Origin of the sequence: Zestosphaera sp. (genome assembly GCA_038843015.1) — an archaeon.
GTDB lineage: Archaea > Thermoproteota > Thermoprotei_A > Sulfolobales > NBVN01 > Zestomicrobium.
In genome coordinates, this window is record JAWBSH010000002.1 from 1 (window position 1) to 19,204 (window position 19,204).

A 19,204-nucleotide genomic window follows, 5' to 3' on the forward strand; every position below is an offset into this window, starting at 1 on the left:
GACTTATAGACAGGTTCTAAGCAGAGACTAAAGAGCTGTTATGCTCTTAACTGTACTGAGGAAACTGAAGACCATCAACGCCGCGGAAACAAGGGAACACACCAGGAATAAAATTGGTGTTCGGCGACACCTAAATTGACTACGCAGTCAGTCTCAGTACAGCGACACTAGCCACGAAAATCACAACCCACTCTATGAGGGACCTCCTGAATATCTTGAAGCCGTCTAGAGGAGGCAGAGGTAAGAGATTGAAGAAAGCTATCCAGGCGTTGATTCTCATTACGTAGTACAGCACATCAGTAACTATTGGTGTGCTCGGGATAGTCATGAGGACCACCCACGTAGTGATCCCTACAGCTATGTTTGTGAGAGGACCTGACTCTGCTACTCTCAACTCAGCGAGAGGGTTTACGTGACCCCAGTACCCGTAAATCACTACAGCGCCGGGAGCCGCGAACAGTACTGGTAGCTTAGCTACAGTGTTGATTAAGGCTATAGCCAGGGTTATGAGTAGTCCTAAATACCACGCCCTATACCTGGCTTCAAGGTCGTAAGCTCTAGCGACCTGTCTGTGAGCTAGCTCGTGGAGTATGAAGGCAGACCCAACACCTACCGAGGAATACACTAGGCTTAAAGGCAGTCTCTCAGGACCCGGGCTCATGAACAGAGCGAAAGAGAAGCTCAAAACAACCCAAGAAGCGAAGAAATCGAAGACCTCACTCCTCAATCTGAAGTAGAAACCCCTATTTCGGTAGACTAGATATGTCATCACGACCACTACAAAGATTAAGGCAATTCTAATTATAAGTGTTAATGAAGTAATGTATTTAGTAGGGCGGTCGAGACATTGAGTAAGGAGAGGAAGTACGGACTACTCACAGAGAAACAATACGAGGTACTCAAGCTAAGAGCTGAAGGGAAAACACAGAAGGAAGTAGCTGAAATTATGGGAACTACTAGAGAGAACGTTTCAGTCATAGAGAAGAACGCACTAAGGAAAATAAGACTAGCTGAAGAGACCCTGAAAGTCTATAAAGACTTAATGAAGGCGGGCGAGATAATCATAGAGCCGGGAACCCACCTAGTCACGATACCTCAGAAGCTAGTCCAGCTAGCAGACGAGAAGGGAGTCAAGCTGAGAGGAAACTTCACCACAATATACGACTACATAAGAATGAACGCCTCAGAAAACATTGAGGGAGTTAGGGTAGTCAAGCCCATAAAAATAATTGTCTTCAGAGACGGAACATACCAAGTAACGAAAACTTAAGAAACTGACGAAGAACTAAACACGCACATCAACCTCAGCAAGCACTCTAGCAAGAAGACTAGAAAATAGCGAGTAAGCAACGTAAGACACTACCGGAGAAGTCGCTGAAGCCGCCGCAACGTAAATGTAGGGAATCAAACCATGAAAGACCAAGAATAAATACAACGCCAAGCTCGAGTAAGTCATGATACCTGAAATAACTAAAGGCAAAAACAACAACTGAGAAACAGGGTCTAAGACAGGTAAGCCACCACGCAAGTACACCTCAGACGCGGGCTCCTGAGACTTAGCCCTCCTAAGTAACAAAACCGCAGTAAGCAGAACGATAAAGACGGAAAACACGCACGCAGGCGCAACAACTAAAACCCCTAAAAACACAGCGAAGTCAGCACTTAAGGAAGCCGCCAAAACACTCACGACAGACACGACTACTAAAGACGCGATAACGTACTTAAGCATCAAGACCCTACTGAAGAAACTCAAGTCAATTAAGTAAACCCTGTAAACCCACAAGTACTTCAAGTCATTAGCGAGCAACTCTCTAATAAACCCCACGTAAGCCCCCACACCCAAAGCAACTACGATAGGTATCAGATACTGCTCAACCAACTCAACCAAGTACTCCTGAGGTAAGAAACCCCTAACGAGGAAAGCCGCCGCCAAACTCCCCAGAAACAGAGGCAGGTACTTCCTAAACATTAAGCGAGGACTATAGACCGTGAACTCAAGCACGACACGCCTCAAAGCATCAGAAGGCGAACTCCAGCTAACGAGAACATCCCTCCTCAAAACCTTCTTAAGGTCTCTCAAGAGCCTAACCTCATAAACGTCTCTGAAGCTAGTGAAATCACTTACATCGAGCCAGCCACCAGCGAAGAAAACAACTAACAAGAAAAAGCAAAACACGATAAGAAAGTAAGCCAGGAAACTAGCGTAACCCACTAACTCATAGAGACTCAACACAATAAAGTACAACCAAGTAATAGGGTAGCTCAAGAAAGGAGAAACGAATAAGCCGCCGAACAAGAACGAGTTAAAGAGAGAGTGAAGCACCCCAAAAACAATATAAGCCTGAACGACTACGGACACGATACTCAAGCGACCGAGCCTACGTAAAACCCTCGAGGAAATAAAGAATATGGGGTCAAGCACCAACATCACGTAAGTAAATAAGTAAATCAACATGAAGAAAAACCAGGGAATAATGAAGGAGATAAGTACGGCCATAGGAACTAAAGACACCAGAACGAACGCGGCGATCCCTAAGCCTATGCCAGCGTAAATCTCCCTAACATGTAATGGCTGGTAAAGAACAAACTCGAAGTCAGGCGGCACCACCACCAGACTCTCACGCACGTAATACTGAGTAAATGTGAGAACTAGTATTAAGGCTGACACGACATCAAGTACCGCGCCCGGCAACCACCATTCAGGAAGGCTAGGGTCAAGCGGGTTAGTGACTGAACCAGCGTACCTATAGACAACGAAGAGCATATTGAGTAAGACCACACCGTAAATAATTGCTGCACCAATAATCCCTGGCTTCTTATAGAGTTTTCCAGGCCTGTACTGCCTCCACAAAGACGCGAGCTGATTAAGAAAAACTATCTTAGCTATCTTAACGGCTCCCCTCAACACTCCTCCCCAGAATCTTCATGTAGAGGTCCTCAAAACTAGCTCTCTCCCCAGCCAACCTCATGATGGCGTCCATACTACCCTCAACAACCATCTTACCCTTATTAATTATGCCGACATCCGTGCAGACACCCTCAATCAAAGAAAGCATGTGACTAGACAAGAGAAACGCAACACCCTCCTCAGACGCAAGCCTCTGCACGACCTTCTTAAACATAAACTGAGAGTCTATCTCGATATTAGTTAGCGGCTCATCCATGACTAAAATCCTAGGCCTGACGAGAAGTGAAGCAACAATAGCAGTCTTCTGGAGACTGCCGCGAGATAAAGTCCTTATAGGCTTCTTTAAGTCCCCCTCAAGATTAAAGACCTCAACATAGTACTTAACGTCAGCCTCAACCTCACCCCTACTATAGCCCCGGAGAGCCGCAACATAATACATAAACTCAAGAGGAGTCAAGTAGCTAGGGAGATTAGGATAATCAGGAACATACCCAACCCTCCTCAAAGCCTCAACCCTCCTCAAACGAACGTCAAATCCATCAACAAAGACACGCCCGGCATCAGGCTTAAGCAAACCAACAACAACCCTCAACGTAGTAGTCTTCCCAGCACCGTTAGGACCAACCAAACAGTAAACCCTGCCAAAACCAACAGTAAAAGAAAGACCATCAACAGCAACAACATCACCAAACTTCTTAACCAAACCCTCAACAACAATAGCTGACGAAGCCTTCGAAACCAACAGATCGTCCCAATATCTATATCGTGCATCAATTTTTAAGGCAACTAACAATTGGTACGAGAAATTTTATGAAAGCTTACTCTATTTTATTATTCTTCTCTAATTAACGTATATACGAAAACACCCCACCCACAAGTCTCAAGTATTTGAAATACTAAGTACGTGTATGAAATTTCCGTCCCTGAAGCTGACTGAATAAAAGTTTGTGCAAGGCTAGAAACTATTAGTAGAATTAGAAACACTAGCATACCCCTGTGAAACCTAGAATTAACCACTCTCTGCCATTGATAGAATAGAGTGAAGGCAACTAACTCTAATATTATCTTAAGACCTATAAGGGTCAGGTACAGAGACCTAACAATCATCTCTAACTGCGTCAGCTCACTCAAAATCTTCTCACCCTAAGGAGCATCATGTTCTCAAAACACCTCATTTCAACTCTTCTCGGAGCCAGAATTCTCTCAAGGACCTTGCCCAGCAAAAGAGCACTCTCTTCCGAAATCGCAGTAACAACGGAATTCACCACGTCTTTCTCAACAGTTAACCTGAACTCCAGCACCTTCCCCTCAAGCTTCAATAACTCCAGCAGTTTTCTTAGAACCTCACTAACATCAGTAAACTCACCTCCGAACACCTGAATTAGGCTTTTATAGAGCTCACTTACGTAGTCTACATACCTACTCACTAGCTCCGCATCACTCGATACGATCTTCGCCAAGTACGTGTATTCTGCAGACGAAACCCATATCATGGGGTAAGACCTTGTACTCTCGTGCAATAACATGAACTCCACGTATCTACGCATAAGCGTAGTAATACCGACACCTAACTCACTAGCCCTCTTATTAAGCTTCTTTACTAGCTCCTCATCAATTCTTAAACTAACCAGAACCTTAGGTATATCTAGCTACCTCCTAATTCAAATGCTTTTATTCTTTAAATACTTAAGAATCACTTCAGCAAACTTCTCAGGCGTCAAAGCATCATTAGTCAAGAGTTGATTATTAGATAAATTCAAAGAACTCAAAATACGAGCCACTTGCGGTGGTCTGACAAAAGCTCTCGCCAATATATCACTCTCTAGAAAGACCTCACTAGTCGGCCCGTCCAGTATAATTCTTCCTTCAGACATAACTACAGTTCTCCTCGCGTACCTAGCTACTATCTCCATTTCATGCGTAATTATTATCACCGTGTGACCGCGCTCATTAAGTCTCTTCAGAAACTCCATTATCTCTAGCGACTGCCTCCAGTCTTGACCGGTAGTTGGCTCATCTATTATTAAGATCTTAGGCCTCAGCGCTAGGATAGAGCCTATAGCAATTCTCTGTCTAAGTCCTTTAGGTAGGAAGAAGGGTGACTGATTAAAGTGTTCTTCAGAAAGACCAACGATTTTAGCTGCTTCCAGAACTCTCTGCCTTACCTCATCTTCAGGTAGCAGTAGATTTCTCGGGCCAAACGCCAGCTCATCAAAAACCGTAGAATTGAATATCTGATGGTCGGGGTTTTGAAAGACATATCCTACGGAGGTAGCCAGCTCCTTAACCCTCATGTCCTTAGTATCCCTACCATATATCAAGATCCTACCCCTTGCAGGCTTTAGCAAGCCGGCAATGCATTTAGCCAGTGTGGTTTTCCCAGACCCATTCTGGCCTATTAAGCCTATGAATTCTCCCTCATCTACTGACAAGCTAACCCCGTTTAAGGCTAGAGTGCCGTCTCTGTATACGTACGTCAGGTCCTCAACCCTAATTGCTTCCCTAGTCATGGCTAAGCAACCTCCTAATAACTTCAAGTCCTTCATCAAATCTTAAGGGCACTCTTCCAGAGTAGAGACCACCCCTCCTTAACTCATTCAGCACTACCATAAACTCAGGCGGATTAACGTGGTTTGCCAAGAGAAAGTCTATATCATCAAAAAATTCTCGCGGGTCTGCGTCTTTAACTATCCTCCCCTTATTTAAGAGGATAAAACGAGTAGCTAACGGAGCTATATCTTCCAATCTATGCTCTATCACAATTATAGTAGAGTTGAGCTCTTCTCTGAGCCTCTTCAAAACTTCTAATACCTCAGCCTTCCCTAAAGGATCTAACATAGAGGTAGGTTCATCAAGAATAATCACCTCAGGCTTCATAGCTAGGATAGCCGCTATAGCTACCCTCTGCTTCTGACCTCCCGAGAGCTCGTAAGGAGGTTTATCTAGTAAGTCTTCACTGAGCTTGGTGAGCTTTAAAGCCCATAAAATCCTCCTACTAATTTCATCGATGTCTAGACCTAAGTTCTCGGGACCGAAAGCTATCTCTTCTTCAACAGACATAGTTAAGAACTGGCTTTCAGGATCTGAAAAGACTAACCCGACTCTCCTACTGACCTGACTTGGATGAAGCTTCCTAGAATCCTCACCGAATATGAGGACCTCACCCCTCATCACACCCTGATAGTTATGAGGTATCAGAGCATTCATAGACATAGCCAACGTCGTCTTACCAGACTCGTTAGGTCCCGTAATACACACAAACTCACCTCTATGTATTGTTAGGTTAATGTCTGCTAAGGCCCAGTCATTCATTAGTGAGTACTTCCAGTAATAATTGCGAAATTCTATCACAGGCGTGCCCAAATCAAGACACCCCTAAAGCACGCGCTAACACTCCTAAAACGAGCGAGTTGCTAGTGCTTAAGACCGCTGTGGTAAGTTTAAGATACAGCAGAGCTAGTAACATGAATACCATCAAAGCGATAACCAGCAAGTCTCTCAACCTCACCTCATACTTACTCAGCATATACTCGGTCCTCCTAGAGTCCCTCCATCCAGCAAAACTGAAACCTCTAGCGTCTAGAGCATTAGAGACTTCATCAGTTCTTCTTAGCGCCAGACTCATCAAAGGCACTATATAGAGTCCAAACTTCTTTATCTTGTGTGTTAGGGGGAGTTCTCCCATATCTAGAGCCCTGGCTTTCTCAGCCTCACGTATAGTGTTGAAGTCTATTATGGAGAGACCTATCGACCTAAGAGCTAAGCCAGCAGTATAAGAGATCACGTAGGGAAGCCTCAACCACCTCAAACCAAGTATGATGTCTCTTTCTCTGCTCACAGACAAAAAGTAAATTATTATTAGTATACCCCAAAACATTCTGCAGTACACTGAAAAAGCCCAAGCAATATTCTCCCAAGACACTATGATAGGACCTAACCTCCCAACAACATGATAGTCTGGAGAGTAACCCCCGAAGAAAGTGTACGCTATGAAGATTATCCAAAAGATATTAAGCATTATCGTCGTATAAAACCTGAGTATACTTACGTCTATTCTACTCAAGTAAAAAATAATTAAGAGTACGAAGATCCCTACTAGATTCCAGTCTGGCGAGTCAATCAACAAAGGATACACCGAAACTATTAGCAAGAAAAATGTCTTGACGATTGGGTGAAAACTATGGACTGGGGATTCCAGCGGTAAGTAGCCTAGAAGAGTTCTCTTCATACGCGAGCTTCTCAGACTCATTAGAAAACCCTCTCAAGCCCACCAACCCTTACAGAAAGCCCTGTGCCTTACAACCAACGGCGAGAGCGCCTTAAGCAATATAGCGCCAAACACTAGTGATGGAATCCCATTACCTATAACCCATCCACTAAAGAATAGCGGGACAGAAGCCACAGTTATCAAACCAAACCACTGAAGCGCTGTAACCGCCCAGAAAGCCCCCAGAAAGTTATTTACTATGACCGCAGACCAGATAAAGTGAATCCAGTCTCTAGAGCTTTTAAGACTAGGATCTAGCTTCAAAGCCCTGAAGACCCAAGCAGGCAGAAAACCTTGAATGAAGTTAGAAGGGAAGTACGCAACACTAACGTATAGGGGGGCACCAGCTAAGCTATTGCTTATGAAGGGGAAGAGACCGCCAGCAAGAACTCCCCACATACCGAACCAGATACCGCCCACAGCCTGCACAGCAACCCCCGGCCAGAAACCAGTCACTCCATACCCTAACGGTATTGCTATACTGCCGAAAGTTCCGGCAACCGCCCCAACACCTATCAACAAAGCAAAGACCGTTATATGGACTGTGCCGGGCTTCCTAATCTCCCCTTCAACTAATTCCCAAACAGATTTAGCTTGAGGCACAAAGACACCTCGTTAAGTACAAGATAAGATCATTAAAAAATCTAAGTAATACAATGTAATACAACTGAAAACCTAATCTCTTAAAACGAGAAATAAACGTAGTGAAACGCCTGAAGAGTCTTCATAGTGTGTTCTATTAACGAGAACTCATAACTAATAGCGTCCTCAAACTCCCAGAAAGACGGACTCTCAAGATTTATCTTTTTGGTGTCCCTCATGATTATTTAGGTGGTTGAGAGTTGAAGAGAGTAGTAGTCGTCCCGTTCGCGTCCAGACTTCACGGAGAGCTCTATTACTCGTCCGTATATGACGTGCTGAGGAGCCATATCCTGAGAGCAGGTGTGAACGTGAAGGTCTTGCCGCCAGTGACTGACAATGAAGATATAGAGTCTCTCGCGCGCGAGAATAGCGATGCCGTACCAGTTTTTGCTGTCTTGACAGGCGGCACAAGCAGACTCATGCGTAAATTCGCGTCAGTAGCTAATTACGGTGTGGTGTTATTCTTGGCACACGGCGAGCACAACAGCTTGCCGTCCGCTATATCTGCTAGAGTGAAGATGAGTATGGCAGGAATTAAGACTTGGTTACTCCACTGCAGGGAAGTAGGCTCGGTCGAGTGCCCGAACAAGATCTGGCGTGCGGTGAATATAGCTGAGGCGATCGCGTCACTCCTTAACTCGCGAGTCTTGTTAATAGGTCCCTACGCGGAGAAGCCTGAAAACGCGGAAGATTTCGAAAAACGCTTCAACTCAGTAGTTGACGTGATGACTGTCAACGAATTAACATCAATGCTAGAGTCTGCAAGAAGCGACTACGTTGAGCACTTCTTAAGAACTTTTGAAAATGCAGAACATAAGCTACTGAAAAACAAGTTGATTGAAGTCGCCAAGCTATACGCTGTCATCAGGTCTGTATTCGAGGAACGCAATTACGACGGGGCCGCGCTAGATTGCTTCCCGTACCTCATAAAACACGGCGTGACTCCCTGCCTAGCGCTGTCCCTACTGAACGCGGAAGGCCTAGTAATAGCGTGTGAGGGAGACTTAGTAGCGTTAACCCTCATGCTGATCTCTAAGAAACTCAGTGGCGTGAGTGGCTGGATCGCTAACGCGTCAATGTTTGAAGACAGGAAAGCTTACTTCGCACACTGCACTATAGCGCTCAACATGATTAAAAACCCAGTAATTCTCTCCCACTTCGAGTCAGGATATCCATACTCCATAACTGGAGAACTAAAAAACGATACCTACACGATCACGTCACTAAGTCCAGACTACAGCACCATGATCGCGTCACTAGGACGCTTAGTAGAGAGTGGAATGCTACACGAGTCTATGTGCAGGACACAAGCAGTAATTGACCTCAACCTCCGCACAGAAGAAATACCTATGGTAGCAGTCTCTAACCACCACGTACTAATACCTGGTGACGTTCGAGAAGAACTGAGAATCATTGCCTCACTGCTCGGGATCAACTACGCAGAATACAGAGACCTCATTAAGACAACGTGACACGCTACACTCCCCTAGGTATTAAGTCTACGTAACCGTCTCTTGAGATAACCTCAAACTCTACCTCATAGATTTTCTCGGGCGTGCCAGACTTTAAGAAACTCCTCACATCGCCCGTGAAGACTACCTCACCGTTCTTGAGCCCCACTACACAGTCCACGTAACTCAACAGAGGATTTAACTGATTAGAAGCCACTAAGACTACCCTACCATCTCTGCTTAAAGTCCTCAAGTGCTTCAGCAAGATCAGCTGGAATCTCACATCTATGTGTGAGAGAGGCTCATCAAGAGCTACTACCCTAGAATTTCTTGAGAGTCCCTTCACTAGCAGGGTCCTGCTCAACTCACCACTACTCACTCTACTCAGCCTCCTCCTCAGCAACTTACTCAACTCAAACAACTCAACATACTTCTCGAGCAGACCCTCGTCAATCATCGGGTCACTCAATATTAGGTCCCCGACAGTCATGTCAGGCATTACGTCAACTAGGGGAGGCACGTAAGTCACTAGCCTCGCCCTCTCCTCAGCACTAACAGCACGCAAGTCTTTATTGAGTATCCTCACAAAACCTTCATAACTCACTAGCCCTGAGAGAGCCTTAAGCAACGTAGTCTTCCCGGCACCGTTAGGACCAACTACCGCGACAACACCGCTACCGAAAGAGAAACTAACCTCCTTAATGATTTGTGTGCCATTATAAGAAACACTCAGCCCGAGAACCTCAAGAACCATACTTCCTCAACTCAAGTATAGCTAGACCCAACACCGGCGCGCCAATCATTGAAGCAATGACGTTAACGGGTATCTCAACACCACTCACTAAAGTCTTGCCGAGAAGGTCAGATGAGGTAAGTAGAAGTGACCCTAAAACCACAGAAGCTGACGCAACAAAAGCTATGTCGCTGGTTTTAAGAAGCCTCCTAGAAATGTGCGGCGCCGCCAAACCAACAAAACCTATCACCCCGAACCAAGCAACCGTGAGTGAGGCTGTCAGGGAAGCCAGTAGCGTAGAGTACCTCCTTAACTTAGCCGGGTCTCGCCCCAGCTGCCTCACGAAATCGTCACTGACTTGAAGATTATTGAGTGGGTGCCTAACGAACAACACGTAGCTCGCGACCAGCAATAACGAGGAAACTAACAAGACTAGAACGTCTGCAGATGGACTCACGAAAGAACCCATGCTCCACGCGATCAACTTGTGTATGTCGCGAGAGATGAAATACTGCGGTAAGAGAGAAGCTGAGTAGAAGAAAGTACCTACCGCAACCCCCGCCAACACTAGAGACGTAGGCGTCATACCGGCCCTCGAAGCTATGAAGAGAGTCATTGAATACGCGATCAACCCGCCTAAGAAAGCAGTAAGGGACCTAACACCGATCCCTAGAGGGTGTGTTAAGTAACTAGTGAGAGATAAGGTTAGGGAGACCGTGAATAAAGCTCCTGAAGAAACACCCAGTATGTATGGGTCTGCTAACGGGTTCTTAGTACTCAATTGCATCAAGTATCCTGAGAGAGCTAGTGTAGCACCAACAATAACAGCCGTTAAAGCTCTCAAGACTCTATATCCTTCAATACCTAAATCACCAAGAACTAACTGGGTGACGCCGGAAACCAAGACTTCCAGAGGATTCATTACTCTGTAACCCAAGCTTAAGTGAGTGAGGAAAGCAAGAGTTAGCAAGAGAACTAATACGGAAAATACCGTGAGAAACCTTCTCCTCCTCCAGAAAATAAACGACTTCACGTGACTCATGCTAAAAACATCACCGACTAACCTAACGTGAGTCCCCACTCACTAACAACACTTTCGTCAACAAAACTAGGAACTTGAGTTATGTTGTAGGCTCCAGGATAGAGAATCCTAGCTAAGATCTCAACAGCTAGGCCCAGTCTAGGGCCCGGGCGAGACACTATATCCTCGACCTCACCACCCAACACGTATATCCTCCCCTCCCTAACAGCAGTAATGTTACTCCAGCCAGGTCTCGAAGTAATCATGCTTATCAAGTCTTGAGGACTGCCGAACATGCCGTAATTATAGCTTAATAAAATCACGGAAGGATTCAAGTCTATAACTGACTCAGGACTAGCCACAAACCACGAGAGACTAGTATTCCCGAAAATGTTCTCCCCGCCAGCGTAAACCACGATACTGTTCTGGAAAGTATTCCCCCCTAGAGTCCAGTAATCAGGGAAGATCTCCCAATAAACACGAACTTTAGCTACTCCCGTGAGGTTGAGGTAGTTAGTGACTCTCAAGTAAGTACTCATGACCTTACCAGTTATATTGTTTAGCAACTCTAACGCCGCGTCAGCCCTATTCATGATCAGACCTAAAGACATGATAGCATTATAGATATCTCCAAGGTCCTCAACCCTAACAACATAAACACAAACACCTAAATCTGTTAAGGTCTTAACGTACTTCTCTAGCTGGGCTGAGTAAGTGAGGAACACTATGTCTGGCTTGAGACTAACTATTAACTCTACGTTAAGCGTGAAAGCATCTCCGACAACCTTGACTACGCCCCTACTAACTAGCTCGTTAAGGACAGGCGGGTAATTAGAGAACCTATCAACACCAACGACCCTATCACCCAAACCTAAAGAAAACAAGACCTCCGTTAACGAAGGACCCACTGAAACAACTCTTAAAGGTTCGTACTTAACGAAGACACTCCTCCCTATGCTGTCAGTCATTACGAGAGGATACTTGAGTTCCTTAAACCTACTACTAAGTTCTTCATACCTTAGCTGCAGGTCCTTAATCAAGTCACTTATTTCTTTAGTTCTCCCACTAAGCGAGGTAACAACTCCCTGAAGCTCGGAAACGTTAGCTTGAACTCTACTAATAGCTAACTCCTGCTTTAAGAGGATTTCTCTAACCTCGTTGACCAGCATATAGTTGACCGCGAAAGAAACAACACTGAACGCAAGAACTATTAAAAGCAACACGACATAGATTCTCTGGCTTACCATATTGGATACCCTATCCAATAAATGAACAAAGACTAATAAGCTTTTCGGTCTCAAAACTCAAATAGTGGTGCTGAGAATATTACGCACAGTCACGAACGAAATAAACCACGCTACAGGCCCTAAGAAGAATATGAAAGCAGAAATCAAGACTAGAACACCCGCGATAACAAACCTCTTATTATTTAGTACGTGCCCTAACTTATCAAAGATTAGAAAGAACCCTACATAAACTAGCAGGTTAGTGACTAGAACACCTAAAGATAGTGAATAAATAACTATCAAAACAGTAATGTTAGACGCTATTAAGTAAATAGCGAGTGATATAGTTAATTGAATAGCCGCTAATGTCAGGGTCGCTACAGTCCCAGCAAAAACCATGGTTAGTGAAGCACCTAAGTTAACTCCTTGATTCTCTAGTTCTCTCAGAGAAGGAATCATCTCGCCAAACACTGCATACAACCACATCAGAAAACCGATCATGAAACCCAACGTAATCAGCTGAATTTGAGGACTCAACAGTAAGAGAGGTAACTCCCTACCTAAGTCAAAAAAGTTGCGCTCACCCGTGAAGAAAGAACTCAAATACACCCCTATCAACCACCACAAAAGCGAGAAAAACAAGATACTCTCAAGTAGTGTAGCAATTACTAGGTACTTAGAAGCTCTGTAAAAGCCTGCTAGCCACCCGCGTTGCGTCCCGTAACTAAACTCACTCATAACTATTACCGTAGATAATTACTTAAGCAGGAAATTATAGCTTACTCAATAATCTTCTTCAGGTTCTTCACAGCAACTCCTAAAGAAATGATAGTGAAGCAAGCCAGAACCAGTATTTCCTGGAGCACATCATAAGAGTTACTCACGAGCAACTTCCTTAAAGCCGACACCGTGTATGTGAGCGGGTTAGCTAGAGAGATATACTTGATTACATCGGGCATCACCTCAATCGGGTATAGAGCGTTACTAGCAAAGAATAGAGGCATCGTTATAGCTCCTATAATCCCCATAAACCTCTCACGCGTTTTGAGTAGAGAAGCTATGAGTATTGAGAGGCTTGTGAAGCCCATGCATGCCATGACGAGTATTAAGTAGCCAGCAACCAAGTTCAGCGGGTCACTACTTATTCTAGCGCCTACGACAGCAGCTGACGCCAAAACTATGACGTACTGTGTTGAGGCTCTAACGCCCCCAGCGAGAGCTCTCCCAACTACTATGTAGCTTCTAGGAATAGGTGATGTCAAGAGCTTCTTCAGTATTCCCGATTCTCTCTCGAATATCAGGGCTATCCCGTAAGCTAATGATATGAACGTAGAAGACTGAAGTACCACACCAGGAGTTATGAAAGTCACGTAATCACCAACGCTTGGGAATGCTCTTATCCTGGCCATGACAGAACCGAAGACAGCGACCCAGAGTATCGGTTGAACCGCGCGCGTGAGTATCTCGAAGGGATCGTGCCTAAGCCTCCTCAACTCCATCTCAGCCATCGAAGCAAGAGACTCTAACTTAGCGGCGCGCATCACCCACCCCTCCTAATCATTTTCCTCACACTAACTACTTCTTTCACCCTCCCAGACTCCTCAGTTATCCTCCTACCAGTAAGCTTTATGAAGACCTCGTCAAGCGTTGCTTCCCGAATCACCACTTCCGAAACCGAATAACCACTAGAGAAAATCTTCTCTAGTATGGCGGGGAGCTTAGTAGGTATGTCACTGACTACCAAGTCTAGGTATTCATCATTGAAGCTAGAGATAGTTACTCCATGAATTCCTGAGATGATTTCGCTCAACTTCGAACCATCTACACGACCCTTAAAAACTATGACGACTCTATTACCCTCAACAAGCCTCTTCAACTCACTCGGCGTCCCGTGAGTCACTACCTTCCCCTGGTTAAGCAGGGTTACGTAATTAGCGTACTTATCTGCTTCGTCCATGTAGTGAGTAGCGAAGAATACCGTCACCCCATTCTCTCTTCTAAACTCACTTATCTTGTCCCAGACTAGACTACGCGCTCCCGGATCGAGCCCTATGGTAGGCTCGTCAAGGATTAAGAGCTTAGGGTTACGCATTAAAGCGATAGCTATTTCGAGCCTCCTTATCATGCCTCCAGAGTAGGTCCTGACAAGCCTCCTTGAAGCATCACTCAACCCCATAAAATCAAGCAGTTCTTCAATCTTCTTACTCCTAACTCCTCTCGGAACCCCATATATTTTCGAGTATATGAGCATATTCTCATAACCACTCAAGTCACTCCAAAGCGACATTTCTTGAGGTACATAACCAATCAGCTCTCTAACCGCAGAAGACTCTTTGATGACGTCATAGCCAAAAACTCTTGCGAAGCCACTACTAGGTTTAAGCTGAGTAGTTATGACTCTTATTAGCGTAGTCTTGCCAGCCCCGTTAGGTCCTAACAGAGCGTGGACAGCACCCTCCTCAACATCTAGACTCACGCCATCCAGCGCTCTGACCTCACGCCCGTAAACCTTAACCAAGTCCCTCACTTCGACAGCGTTCAATACCGTCCCCGACCACTATATTCCTCAGAAATATATTTAAAGCATTGCTCACTACTTGACTACACAAAACCTAATAAAGTTATTACTCTGACCAACGTTAAGTATCTTGAGGGGAAACGATGAGTGAAGAGAAGAAAGATGTAGAAGAGTTGCGTGAGGTCTTGAAAGCTGTGTCAGAGTTCCTAACAGGAATTAAAGAGCCTCTAGGCGACTTACTCAAGACACTAATAGAGAGTGTGAGTGGTGAGAAACTAGCTAAGGAAGTAAGCACGTTTTATAAGTCTTTAGTAGATAGCGGTGTTGACCCACAGACAGCTAAAGAGTGGACTGAGAAATTCCTTGACGAGAGGCTGAAATCACTTCCTAGCCTAAGCTTCCTAAAAGATTTAATAAGTGAGAAGCCTAAGATAAGAAGCCGAGAAGAAGAGGAAGAGAAGAAAGACTAGAAAGTCCTTAAAGCTCTCAACAAGCATCGACAGTGAATTAAATGTCTTCTAGCGACGCGCTTAAGAGAGTTGAAGAACTACTTGAACACGTAGTCAAGAAGCTAGAGAGGCTTGAGGAGCTACTCACTACGTTAAGTAACGACCCGACCTACGCCATCGCCGTAGAACTAACACTCTATTTTTCCGTCCCTGCACAGAAAGCAATTAAGTTAGCTAGAGAGTTAGTCCTTTTATTTAAGGGGGTCTCTGAAGTCGACCCGATAACTAAGGCAGTACTAGAAGTACTAGCATCCTCAGAAGACGGCATAAGCATATCAGAACTAACTAGGAGAGTCAGGAAAGTCAGAGGTACTGCGTCCAGAAGAATAGTGACTGAAAGGATTAAGCTTCTAGAAAGTAAAGGATTAGTGCAGGTAAAGAGGTCCGGCAACGTAGCTAGAGTCTACTTAAGGAGGAACTCAGATAGTGAGGGTCTCAAGAATAGCTAAGATAGCTGAGTACACCTTAATAGCTCATCAGATACTCCTAGTACTGCTCGCTCTAGCAGACTTAGGACTTTACATTTTCTTCTACTTAACACTAATTAAGCCAGCCCTACTACTTAAGTTTCGCGTGAGGCTGTTCCTAAGCGGCCTGCCAAAAGACCTCAGAAACTCCGCGTACAGTCTCTATAGGTCTTACGTGAAGACAAACCTTGATATCAACTACATCCCCAAACTATTACTTCTTTTCTACGATATTAGAGATAAGTCAAGTCATGACAAAATCAACGACATTTCTAGCTAGCAGGAAGCAATATTTATAAAGTGATGATAGTAAACGTTGGTACTTCATGGTACGTAAGAAGCTCTCTCATCATAAGCAAGGTTTTGTCACTTTCAGCGAGTTTCTTGATGAAAGTAAAAGGCTTAAAAACTATATTGTATCCGATTGTGCCCGAGTTAAAGCTATCAATAGCCTTGAGATTTCTGGTCGCAGCAAGCTCGTAATCATTGGAGTAAGTGTATTTACTAAGTAATATGTAGTTAATGATGCATTAATATCTTGGGAATCAAAGACTTATAAAGGTTTACGTAAATAGTAAATAACGAGTTGAGGGCGCTTTGCGCTCAATACCGTGTATCCGTCTAGGTCTAATATTAGCATTAACTTCGTTCATGTTATTGACATTGTTTACTATTTATGCATCCGTTCAGTTGGTGCATACGATCTTATGGTCTGTGTTAATACCAGACACCACCATCTGGTTTATCAGTTACATCTTTAGATACAACAGCTTCGGCGGACCTGCTCTTTATGTGGTTCATTCCAATGGAGTTAACGTTTACACCTTTAACGGAGATTTGATTTGGCGTTTGAATACCTCTACAACGCCCATAGTTCAGCACATTTTCACCACAGACTATAAAACAGACATTATAGTATGTGATGGTAATATCGTGTCTAGAAGGGATTCTTCGAATGGTCAGGTAGTTTGGCAGAAAGTACTAGGATCTCAAATAACAGCGCTGTATTCTTATGAAGACGTAAACAATGATGGAACTTGGGACGTGTTAGTAGGGGATAGCAACGGTAATGTATATGTGCTCAACGGCGTCAACGGAAACATCATATGGTCTAAAAATCTCGGTGCATCACCAGTAAACGGGGTTTCTTTCCTGAGAATTTCAAATACGTTAGGAGTCGTTGCGTACGCGGGTAAGGGTCCTTCAAAAGTTGACGTTTATCTTCAGGACGGAACCTTGTTGTGGTCAAAGAGCATTAGCTCCGGTATAAGTATCGTGTTCTGGCCAAGGACGTATATTGCTACATATTTCGATTTAAACGCTGATGGCTACGACGAGATAGCTTTAATAACAGATTCAGCGATCATGGCTTTCAACGGTCGAACAGGAGATGAACTCTGGACAAAGGCGTTGAGTGTCAGACCCCATACTATCTGGAGAGTTAGCGAAGATCTTGACGGGGACGGCATATATGACTTGATAGTTGGGACAAGACAAGGTATTTACGCGGTTTCAAGCGCGTCTGGCTCAACAGTCTGGTACCTTAATCTCAACTATATTTTCTTTATAGACCCTTACTATCAAGATATAGATAAAAACGGATACTCAAACGCTGTTGTTGCATCTGACAATCTATACATAATAGACTTAAAGCAAGGGAATATCACATGGACATTCAATGAGATAAGTCCGACAGCTGTTCAACTCACCTGGATCACTGGTAGTTTTAACAGAAATCAGGTAGTCGTCGGTTCCGGAAACGGGGACCTAGTCATGATTGCGCTTGAAGCCACATCGGAAACTACTACAGCGACTACAATAACTAGGACCATCACCATAACAGAAACTACTACAGCAACGCAATCCTTTTATTTCACAATTACTAATACCGTCACATTTACTCAGCCAGCTACGATCACCACCACTCATCTCTTATCGTCAGAGATAACGAGAACTGTGATGCCAACTTTAACTGACCAACAAGTAACGTTGCAAACATATCTTATAGCATTTGCTATGATCGTTTCGTCGACTATTATAGCATTATTAATCAGGAGAGGGGGATAGATTTAGTTGGATAGCAATCTCGTGATTATTTTAGCGGCCATTATTTCGTCATTAATAATAATTATGTCAGCTATTACCAAGAAACCCAGAAATATTCGCTCACTCAAGAATAAAAGTGTAGAACCATCTAAGTCTTTGCTTAGATCTCCAGTAACTTCTCAGGTAGTGACTCAGGAAACCGAGTACTTTGAGAGGATATTTAAAACCGAGAAAAACACCTATAGACTCATTCAGCTAGTGAGTGGAAAGGAATATACAGAAGTGTGGAAAGCTTTAGACAAGCTAGGAAAATCGGGAAAAACCGTAGCTATAAAGATCTATAAAAAAGGTGAGGGAAGTAACAAGACCTTCGTTACGGAATTGAGGAAGCTGACTCAGCTCTTAGAAAAGCTCGGAGACAACCCATATGTATCAAACTACATAGTAAAGATATTAGATTTTGGAACTAGTCCAGCCCCGTATATAGTGATGGACTACTACCCAGAAAACTTGAGGAGTCTCACCAAGCGAGGTGTCTCGCACAAAGACTTAGTTAAGATTATGGCAAGAATTGCTAAGGCTCTGGCTTACGCTAGTGATGTTGGTGTTAATCACGGAGACTTAAAACCTGAAAACATCCTTATCAAGGAGGAAGACGGCAAATATTATCCAGTACTTGCAGATTGGGGAGGAGGTTTTACGCCATGCTACGCTGCACCTGAGATCTACAAATACGGTGAAAAAATGCTTACGGAGAAGAGCGATGTGTGGAGTTTTGGGGTTATTCTATACGAGGTCTTGACACAGAATAGACTTTTCAAGAACCTCACCGAATATGAAAAGCGGATAGAGAATGACGTTAGAGTAGAAATTCCTCACAATCCGAGACTCGAAGAGCTCGTAAATAAGTGTTTACGTAAAAATCCCGGTGAGAGACCGAGCTTTAGAGATATCTACGGAGAACTTTACGATTATTTGAGAACCGAGCTTAGAACAATTATCTCACAGGGCACGCGAGATCTTAAAACAACTCTTGAACTTTTTGAATCCCACATAGTATTGAGAGACAGTATCAGTGCAAAAGAAGAACTAAAGAATCTTAAGAGATATGATTTGGACCCTGCTGTCTACAAAATACTTACTAGATCTGTTCATATAGTTAGGAAACTTGAAAATAAGACTGCAGATCCGAATGAGATCATATCATACTTTAACTATGTTCTCTCCTCAGCTAGTAAGGACACAAAGCTCAAAAAAATGCTAGAGAAAGAACGATGTATAAAGGAATATCTCTTACCTATAGAAAGATATGGGAAGTGGTCAATGATTAGCCTATGGAGAGACGTAAGTGAATGCATTCATAGAATAGTAGAGGTGTTAGAAGATTACATTAATATATAGTGAAACACTAAAGCT

General features: G+C 43.9%; 23 protein-coding genes. 7 read left to right on the forward strand and 16 right to left on the reverse strand.

The features are described from left to right. Window positions 1-139: 139 nt before the first annotated feature. Complete coding sequence (locus QXL29_01550) at window positions 140-778, reverse strand: hypothetical protein (protein MEM2283274.1); 639 nt, start codon at window positions 776-778, stop codon at window positions 140-142. Between the two features lie 69 nt (window positions 779-847). Between QXL29_01550 and QXL29_01555 the strand changes: the two genes are divergently transcribed. Beyond that, on the forward strand, window positions 848-1,270 hold the full coding sequence (locus QXL29_01555) for a Tfx family DNA-binding protein (protein ID MEM2283275.1): 423 nt from the start codon (window positions 848-850) through the stop codon (window positions 1,268-1,270). Window positions 1,271-1,285: 15 nt separating this feature from the next. On the opposite strand, the gene QXL29_01560 is transcribed toward QXL29_01555, so the two are convergent. The 9 genes from QXL29_01560 to QXL29_01600 all read right to left on the reverse strand — a co-directional run bounded on the left by QXL29_01560 (window position 1,286) and on the right by QXL29_01600 (window position 7,996). Continuing rightward, entirely contained in the window at window positions 1,286-2,905 is a 1,620-nt protein-coding gene (locus QXL29_01560) for a hypothetical protein (GenBank protein MEM2283276.1), read from the reverse strand. Further along, window positions 2,889-3,650: an ABC transporter ATP-binding protein gene (locus QXL29_01565; protein ID MEM2283277.1), complete on the reverse strand. Its 762-nt coding sequence runs from the start codon at window positions 3,648-3,650 to the stop codon at window positions 2,889-2,891. The genes QXL29_01560 and QXL29_01565 overlap by 17 nt, the downstream gene beginning before the upstream one ends. Window positions 3,651-3,739: 89 nt before the next feature. Continuing rightward, window positions 3,740-4,039, reverse strand: coding sequence for a hypothetical protein (locus QXL29_01570; GenBank protein MEM2283278.1), 300 nt, complete (start codon window positions 4,037-4,039; stop codon window positions 3,740-3,742). Continuing rightward, window positions 4,036-4,428 carry a hypothetical protein gene (locus QXL29_01575; GenBank protein ID MEM2283279.1) on the reverse strand — a complete coding sequence of 131 codons (393 nt, stop codon included), beginning with the start codon at window positions 4,426-4,428 and terminating at the stop codon, window positions 4,036-4,038. Before QXL29_01575 ends, QXL29_01570 begins: the two co-directional genes overlap by 4 nt. Before the next feature lie 141 nt (window positions 4,429-4,569). Then, complete coding sequence (locus QXL29_01580) at window positions 4,570-5,445, reverse strand: ATP-binding cassette domain-containing protein (protein MEM2283280.1); 876 nt, start codon at window positions 5,443-5,445, stop codon at window positions 4,570-4,572. Continuing rightward, window positions 5,411-6,271: an ATP-binding cassette domain-containing protein gene (locus QXL29_01585; GenBank protein MEM2283281.1), complete on the reverse strand. Its 861-nt coding sequence runs from the start codon at window positions 6,269-6,271 to the stop codon at window positions 5,411-5,413. The genes QXL29_01580 and QXL29_01585 overlap by 35 nt, the downstream gene beginning before the upstream one ends. Before the next feature lies 1 nt (window position 6,272). Further along, window positions 6,273-7,157, reverse strand: coding sequence for an energy-coupling factor transporter transmembrane component T (locus QXL29_01590; GenBank protein ID MEM2283282.1), 885 nt, complete (start codon window positions 7,155-7,157; stop codon window positions 6,273-6,275). 12 nt (window positions 7,158-7,169) lie between these two features. Beyond that, window positions 7,170-7,778, reverse strand: a complete 609-nt coding sequence (locus QXL29_01595; GenBank protein ID MEM2283283.1) for a hypothetical protein — start codon at window positions 7,776-7,778, stop codon at window positions 7,170-7,172. An 80-nt stretch (window positions 7,779-7,858) separates the two neighbouring features. Beyond that, window positions 7,859-7,996 (reverse strand): hypothetical protein, encoded by a 138-nt coding sequence (locus tag QXL29_01600; protein MEM2283284.1) that lies wholly within the window; start codon window positions 7,994-7,996, stop codon window positions 7,859-7,861. Between the two features lie 21 nt (window positions 7,997-8,017). Between QXL29_01600 and QXL29_01605 the strand changes: the two genes are divergently transcribed. Further along, window positions 8,018-9,289 carry a hypothetical protein gene (locus QXL29_01605; GenBank protein ID MEM2283285.1) on the forward strand — a complete coding sequence of 424 codons (1,272 nt, stop codon included), beginning with the start codon at window positions 8,018-8,020 and terminating at the stop codon, window positions 9,287-9,289. Between the two features lie 4 nt (window positions 9,290-9,293). Here the strand turns inward: QXL29_01605 and QXL29_01610 are convergent, their stop codons facing one another. From QXL29_01610 to QXL29_01635, 6 genes are read right to left on the reverse strand one after another with little or no spacing between them, the layout of a single operon-like run. Beyond that, complete coding sequence (locus QXL29_01610) at window positions 9,294-10,022, reverse strand: ABC transporter ATP-binding protein (protein ID MEM2283286.1); 729 nt, start codon at window positions 10,020-10,022, stop codon at window positions 9,294-9,296. Further along, a complete protein-coding gene (locus tag QXL29_01615) occupies window positions 10,012-11,043 on the reverse strand; it encodes an iron ABC transporter permease (GenBank protein ID MEM2283287.1) in 1,032 nt (343 codons plus the stop codon). Before QXL29_01615 ends, QXL29_01610 begins: the two co-directional genes overlap by 11 nt. Before the next feature lie 17 nt (window positions 11,044-11,060). Then, on the reverse strand, window positions 11,061-12,269 hold the full coding sequence (locus QXL29_01620; protein ID MEM2283288.1) for a helical backbone metal receptor: 1,209 nt from the start codon (window positions 12,267-12,269) through the stop codon (window positions 11,061-11,063). 57 nt (window positions 12,270-12,326) lie between these two features. Beyond that, the gene (locus tag QXL29_01625; protein MEM2283289.1) at window positions 12,327-12,986 is read right to left on the reverse strand and encodes a hypothetical protein; all 660 of its coding nucleotides are present in this window, start codon (window positions 12,984-12,986) and stop codon (window positions 12,327-12,329) included. A 41-nt stretch (window positions 12,987-13,027) separates the two neighbouring features. Continuing rightward, window positions 13,028-13,789 (reverse strand): ABC transporter permease, encoded by a 762-nt coding sequence (locus tag QXL29_01630; GenBank protein ID MEM2283290.1) that lies wholly within the window; start codon window positions 13,787-13,789, stop codon window positions 13,028-13,030. Beyond that, complete coding sequence (locus QXL29_01635; protein MEM2283291.1) at window positions 13,789-14,790, reverse strand: ABC transporter ATP-binding protein; 1,002 nt, start codon at window positions 14,788-14,790, stop codon at window positions 13,789-13,791. The genes QXL29_01630 and QXL29_01635 overlap by 1 nt, the downstream gene beginning before the upstream one ends. Window positions 14,791-14,909: 119 nt before the next feature. Between QXL29_01635 and QXL29_01640 the strand changes: the two genes are divergently transcribed. The 5 genes from QXL29_01640 to QXL29_01660 all read left to right on the forward strand — a co-directional run bounded on the left by QXL29_01640 (window position 14,910) and on the right by QXL29_01660 (window position 19,189). Further along, window positions 14,910-15,236 (forward strand): hypothetical protein, encoded by a 327-nt coding sequence (locus QXL29_01640; protein ID MEM2283292.1) that lies wholly within the window; start codon window positions 14,910-14,912, stop codon window positions 15,234-15,236. 41 nt (window positions 15,237-15,277) lie between these two features. Continuing rightward, on the forward strand, window positions 15,278-15,724 hold the full coding sequence (locus tag QXL29_01645; GenBank protein MEM2283293.1) for an ArsR family transcriptional regulator: 447 nt from the start codon (window positions 15,278-15,280) through the stop codon (window positions 15,722-15,724). Continuing rightward, window positions 15,702-16,022 (forward strand): hypothetical protein, encoded by a 321-nt coding sequence (locus QXL29_01650; protein ID MEM2283294.1) that lies wholly within the window; start codon window positions 15,702-15,704, stop codon window positions 16,020-16,022. Before QXL29_01645 ends, QXL29_01650 begins: the two co-directional genes overlap by 23 nt. Window positions 16,023-16,393: 371 nt before the next feature. Further along, the gene (locus QXL29_01655) at window positions 16,394-17,809 is read left to right on the forward strand and encodes a PQQ-binding-like beta-propeller repeat protein (GenBank protein MEM2283295.1); all 1,416 of its coding nucleotides are present in this window, start codon (window positions 16,394-16,396) and stop codon (window positions 17,807-17,809) included. Window positions 17,810-17,815: 6 nt separating this feature from the next. Further along, window positions 17,816-19,189 (forward strand): serine/threonine-protein kinase, encoded by a 1,374-nt coding sequence (locus QXL29_01660; protein MEM2283296.1) that lies wholly within the window; start codon window positions 17,816-17,818, stop codon window positions 19,187-19,189. Window positions 19,190-19,204 lie beyond the last annotated feature (15 nt).

Bases quoted from the DNA above. Each gene is read 5' to 3' on its own strand.
- QXL29_01620 (MEM2283288.1), bottom strand. From the start codon at position 12,269: ATGGTAAGCCAGAGAATCTATGTCGTGTTGCTTTTAATAGTTCTTGCG.
- QXL29_01590 (MEM2283282.1), bottom strand. From the start codon at position 7,157: ATGAGTCTGAGAAGCTCGCGTATGAAGAGAACTCTTCTAGGCTACTTA.
- QXL29_01645 (MEM2283293.1), top strand. From the start codon at position 15,278: ATGTCTTCTAGCGACGCGCTTAAGAGAGTTGAAGAACTACTTGAACAC.
- QXL29_01610 (MEM2283286.1), bottom strand. From the start codon at position 10,022: ATGGTTCTTGAGGTTCTCGGGCTGAGTGTTTCTTATAATGGCACACAA.
- QXL29_01640 (MEM2283292.1), top strand. From the start codon at position 14,910: ATGAGTGAAGAGAAGAAAGATGTAGAAGAGTTGCGTGAGGTCTTGAAA.
- QXL29_01655 (MEM2283295.1), top strand. From the start codon at position 16,394: ATGTTATTGACATTGTTTACTATTTATGCATCCGTTCAGTTGGTGCAT.
- QXL29_01615 (MEM2283287.1), bottom strand. From the start codon at position 11,043: ATGAGTCACGTGAAGTCGTTTATTTTCTGGAGGAGGAGAAGGTTTCTC.
- QXL29_01625 (MEM2283289.1), bottom strand. From the start codon at position 12,986: ATGAGTGAGTTTAGTTACGGGACGCAACGCGGGTGGCTAGCAGGCTTT.
- QXL29_01630 (MEM2283290.1), bottom strand. From the start codon at position 13,789: ATGCGCGCCGCTAAGTTAGAGTCTCTTGCTTCGATGGCTGAGATGGAG.
- QXL29_01600 (MEM2283284.1), bottom strand. From the start codon at position 7,996: ATGAGGGACACCAAAAAGATAAATCTTGAGAGTCCGTCTTTCTGGGAG.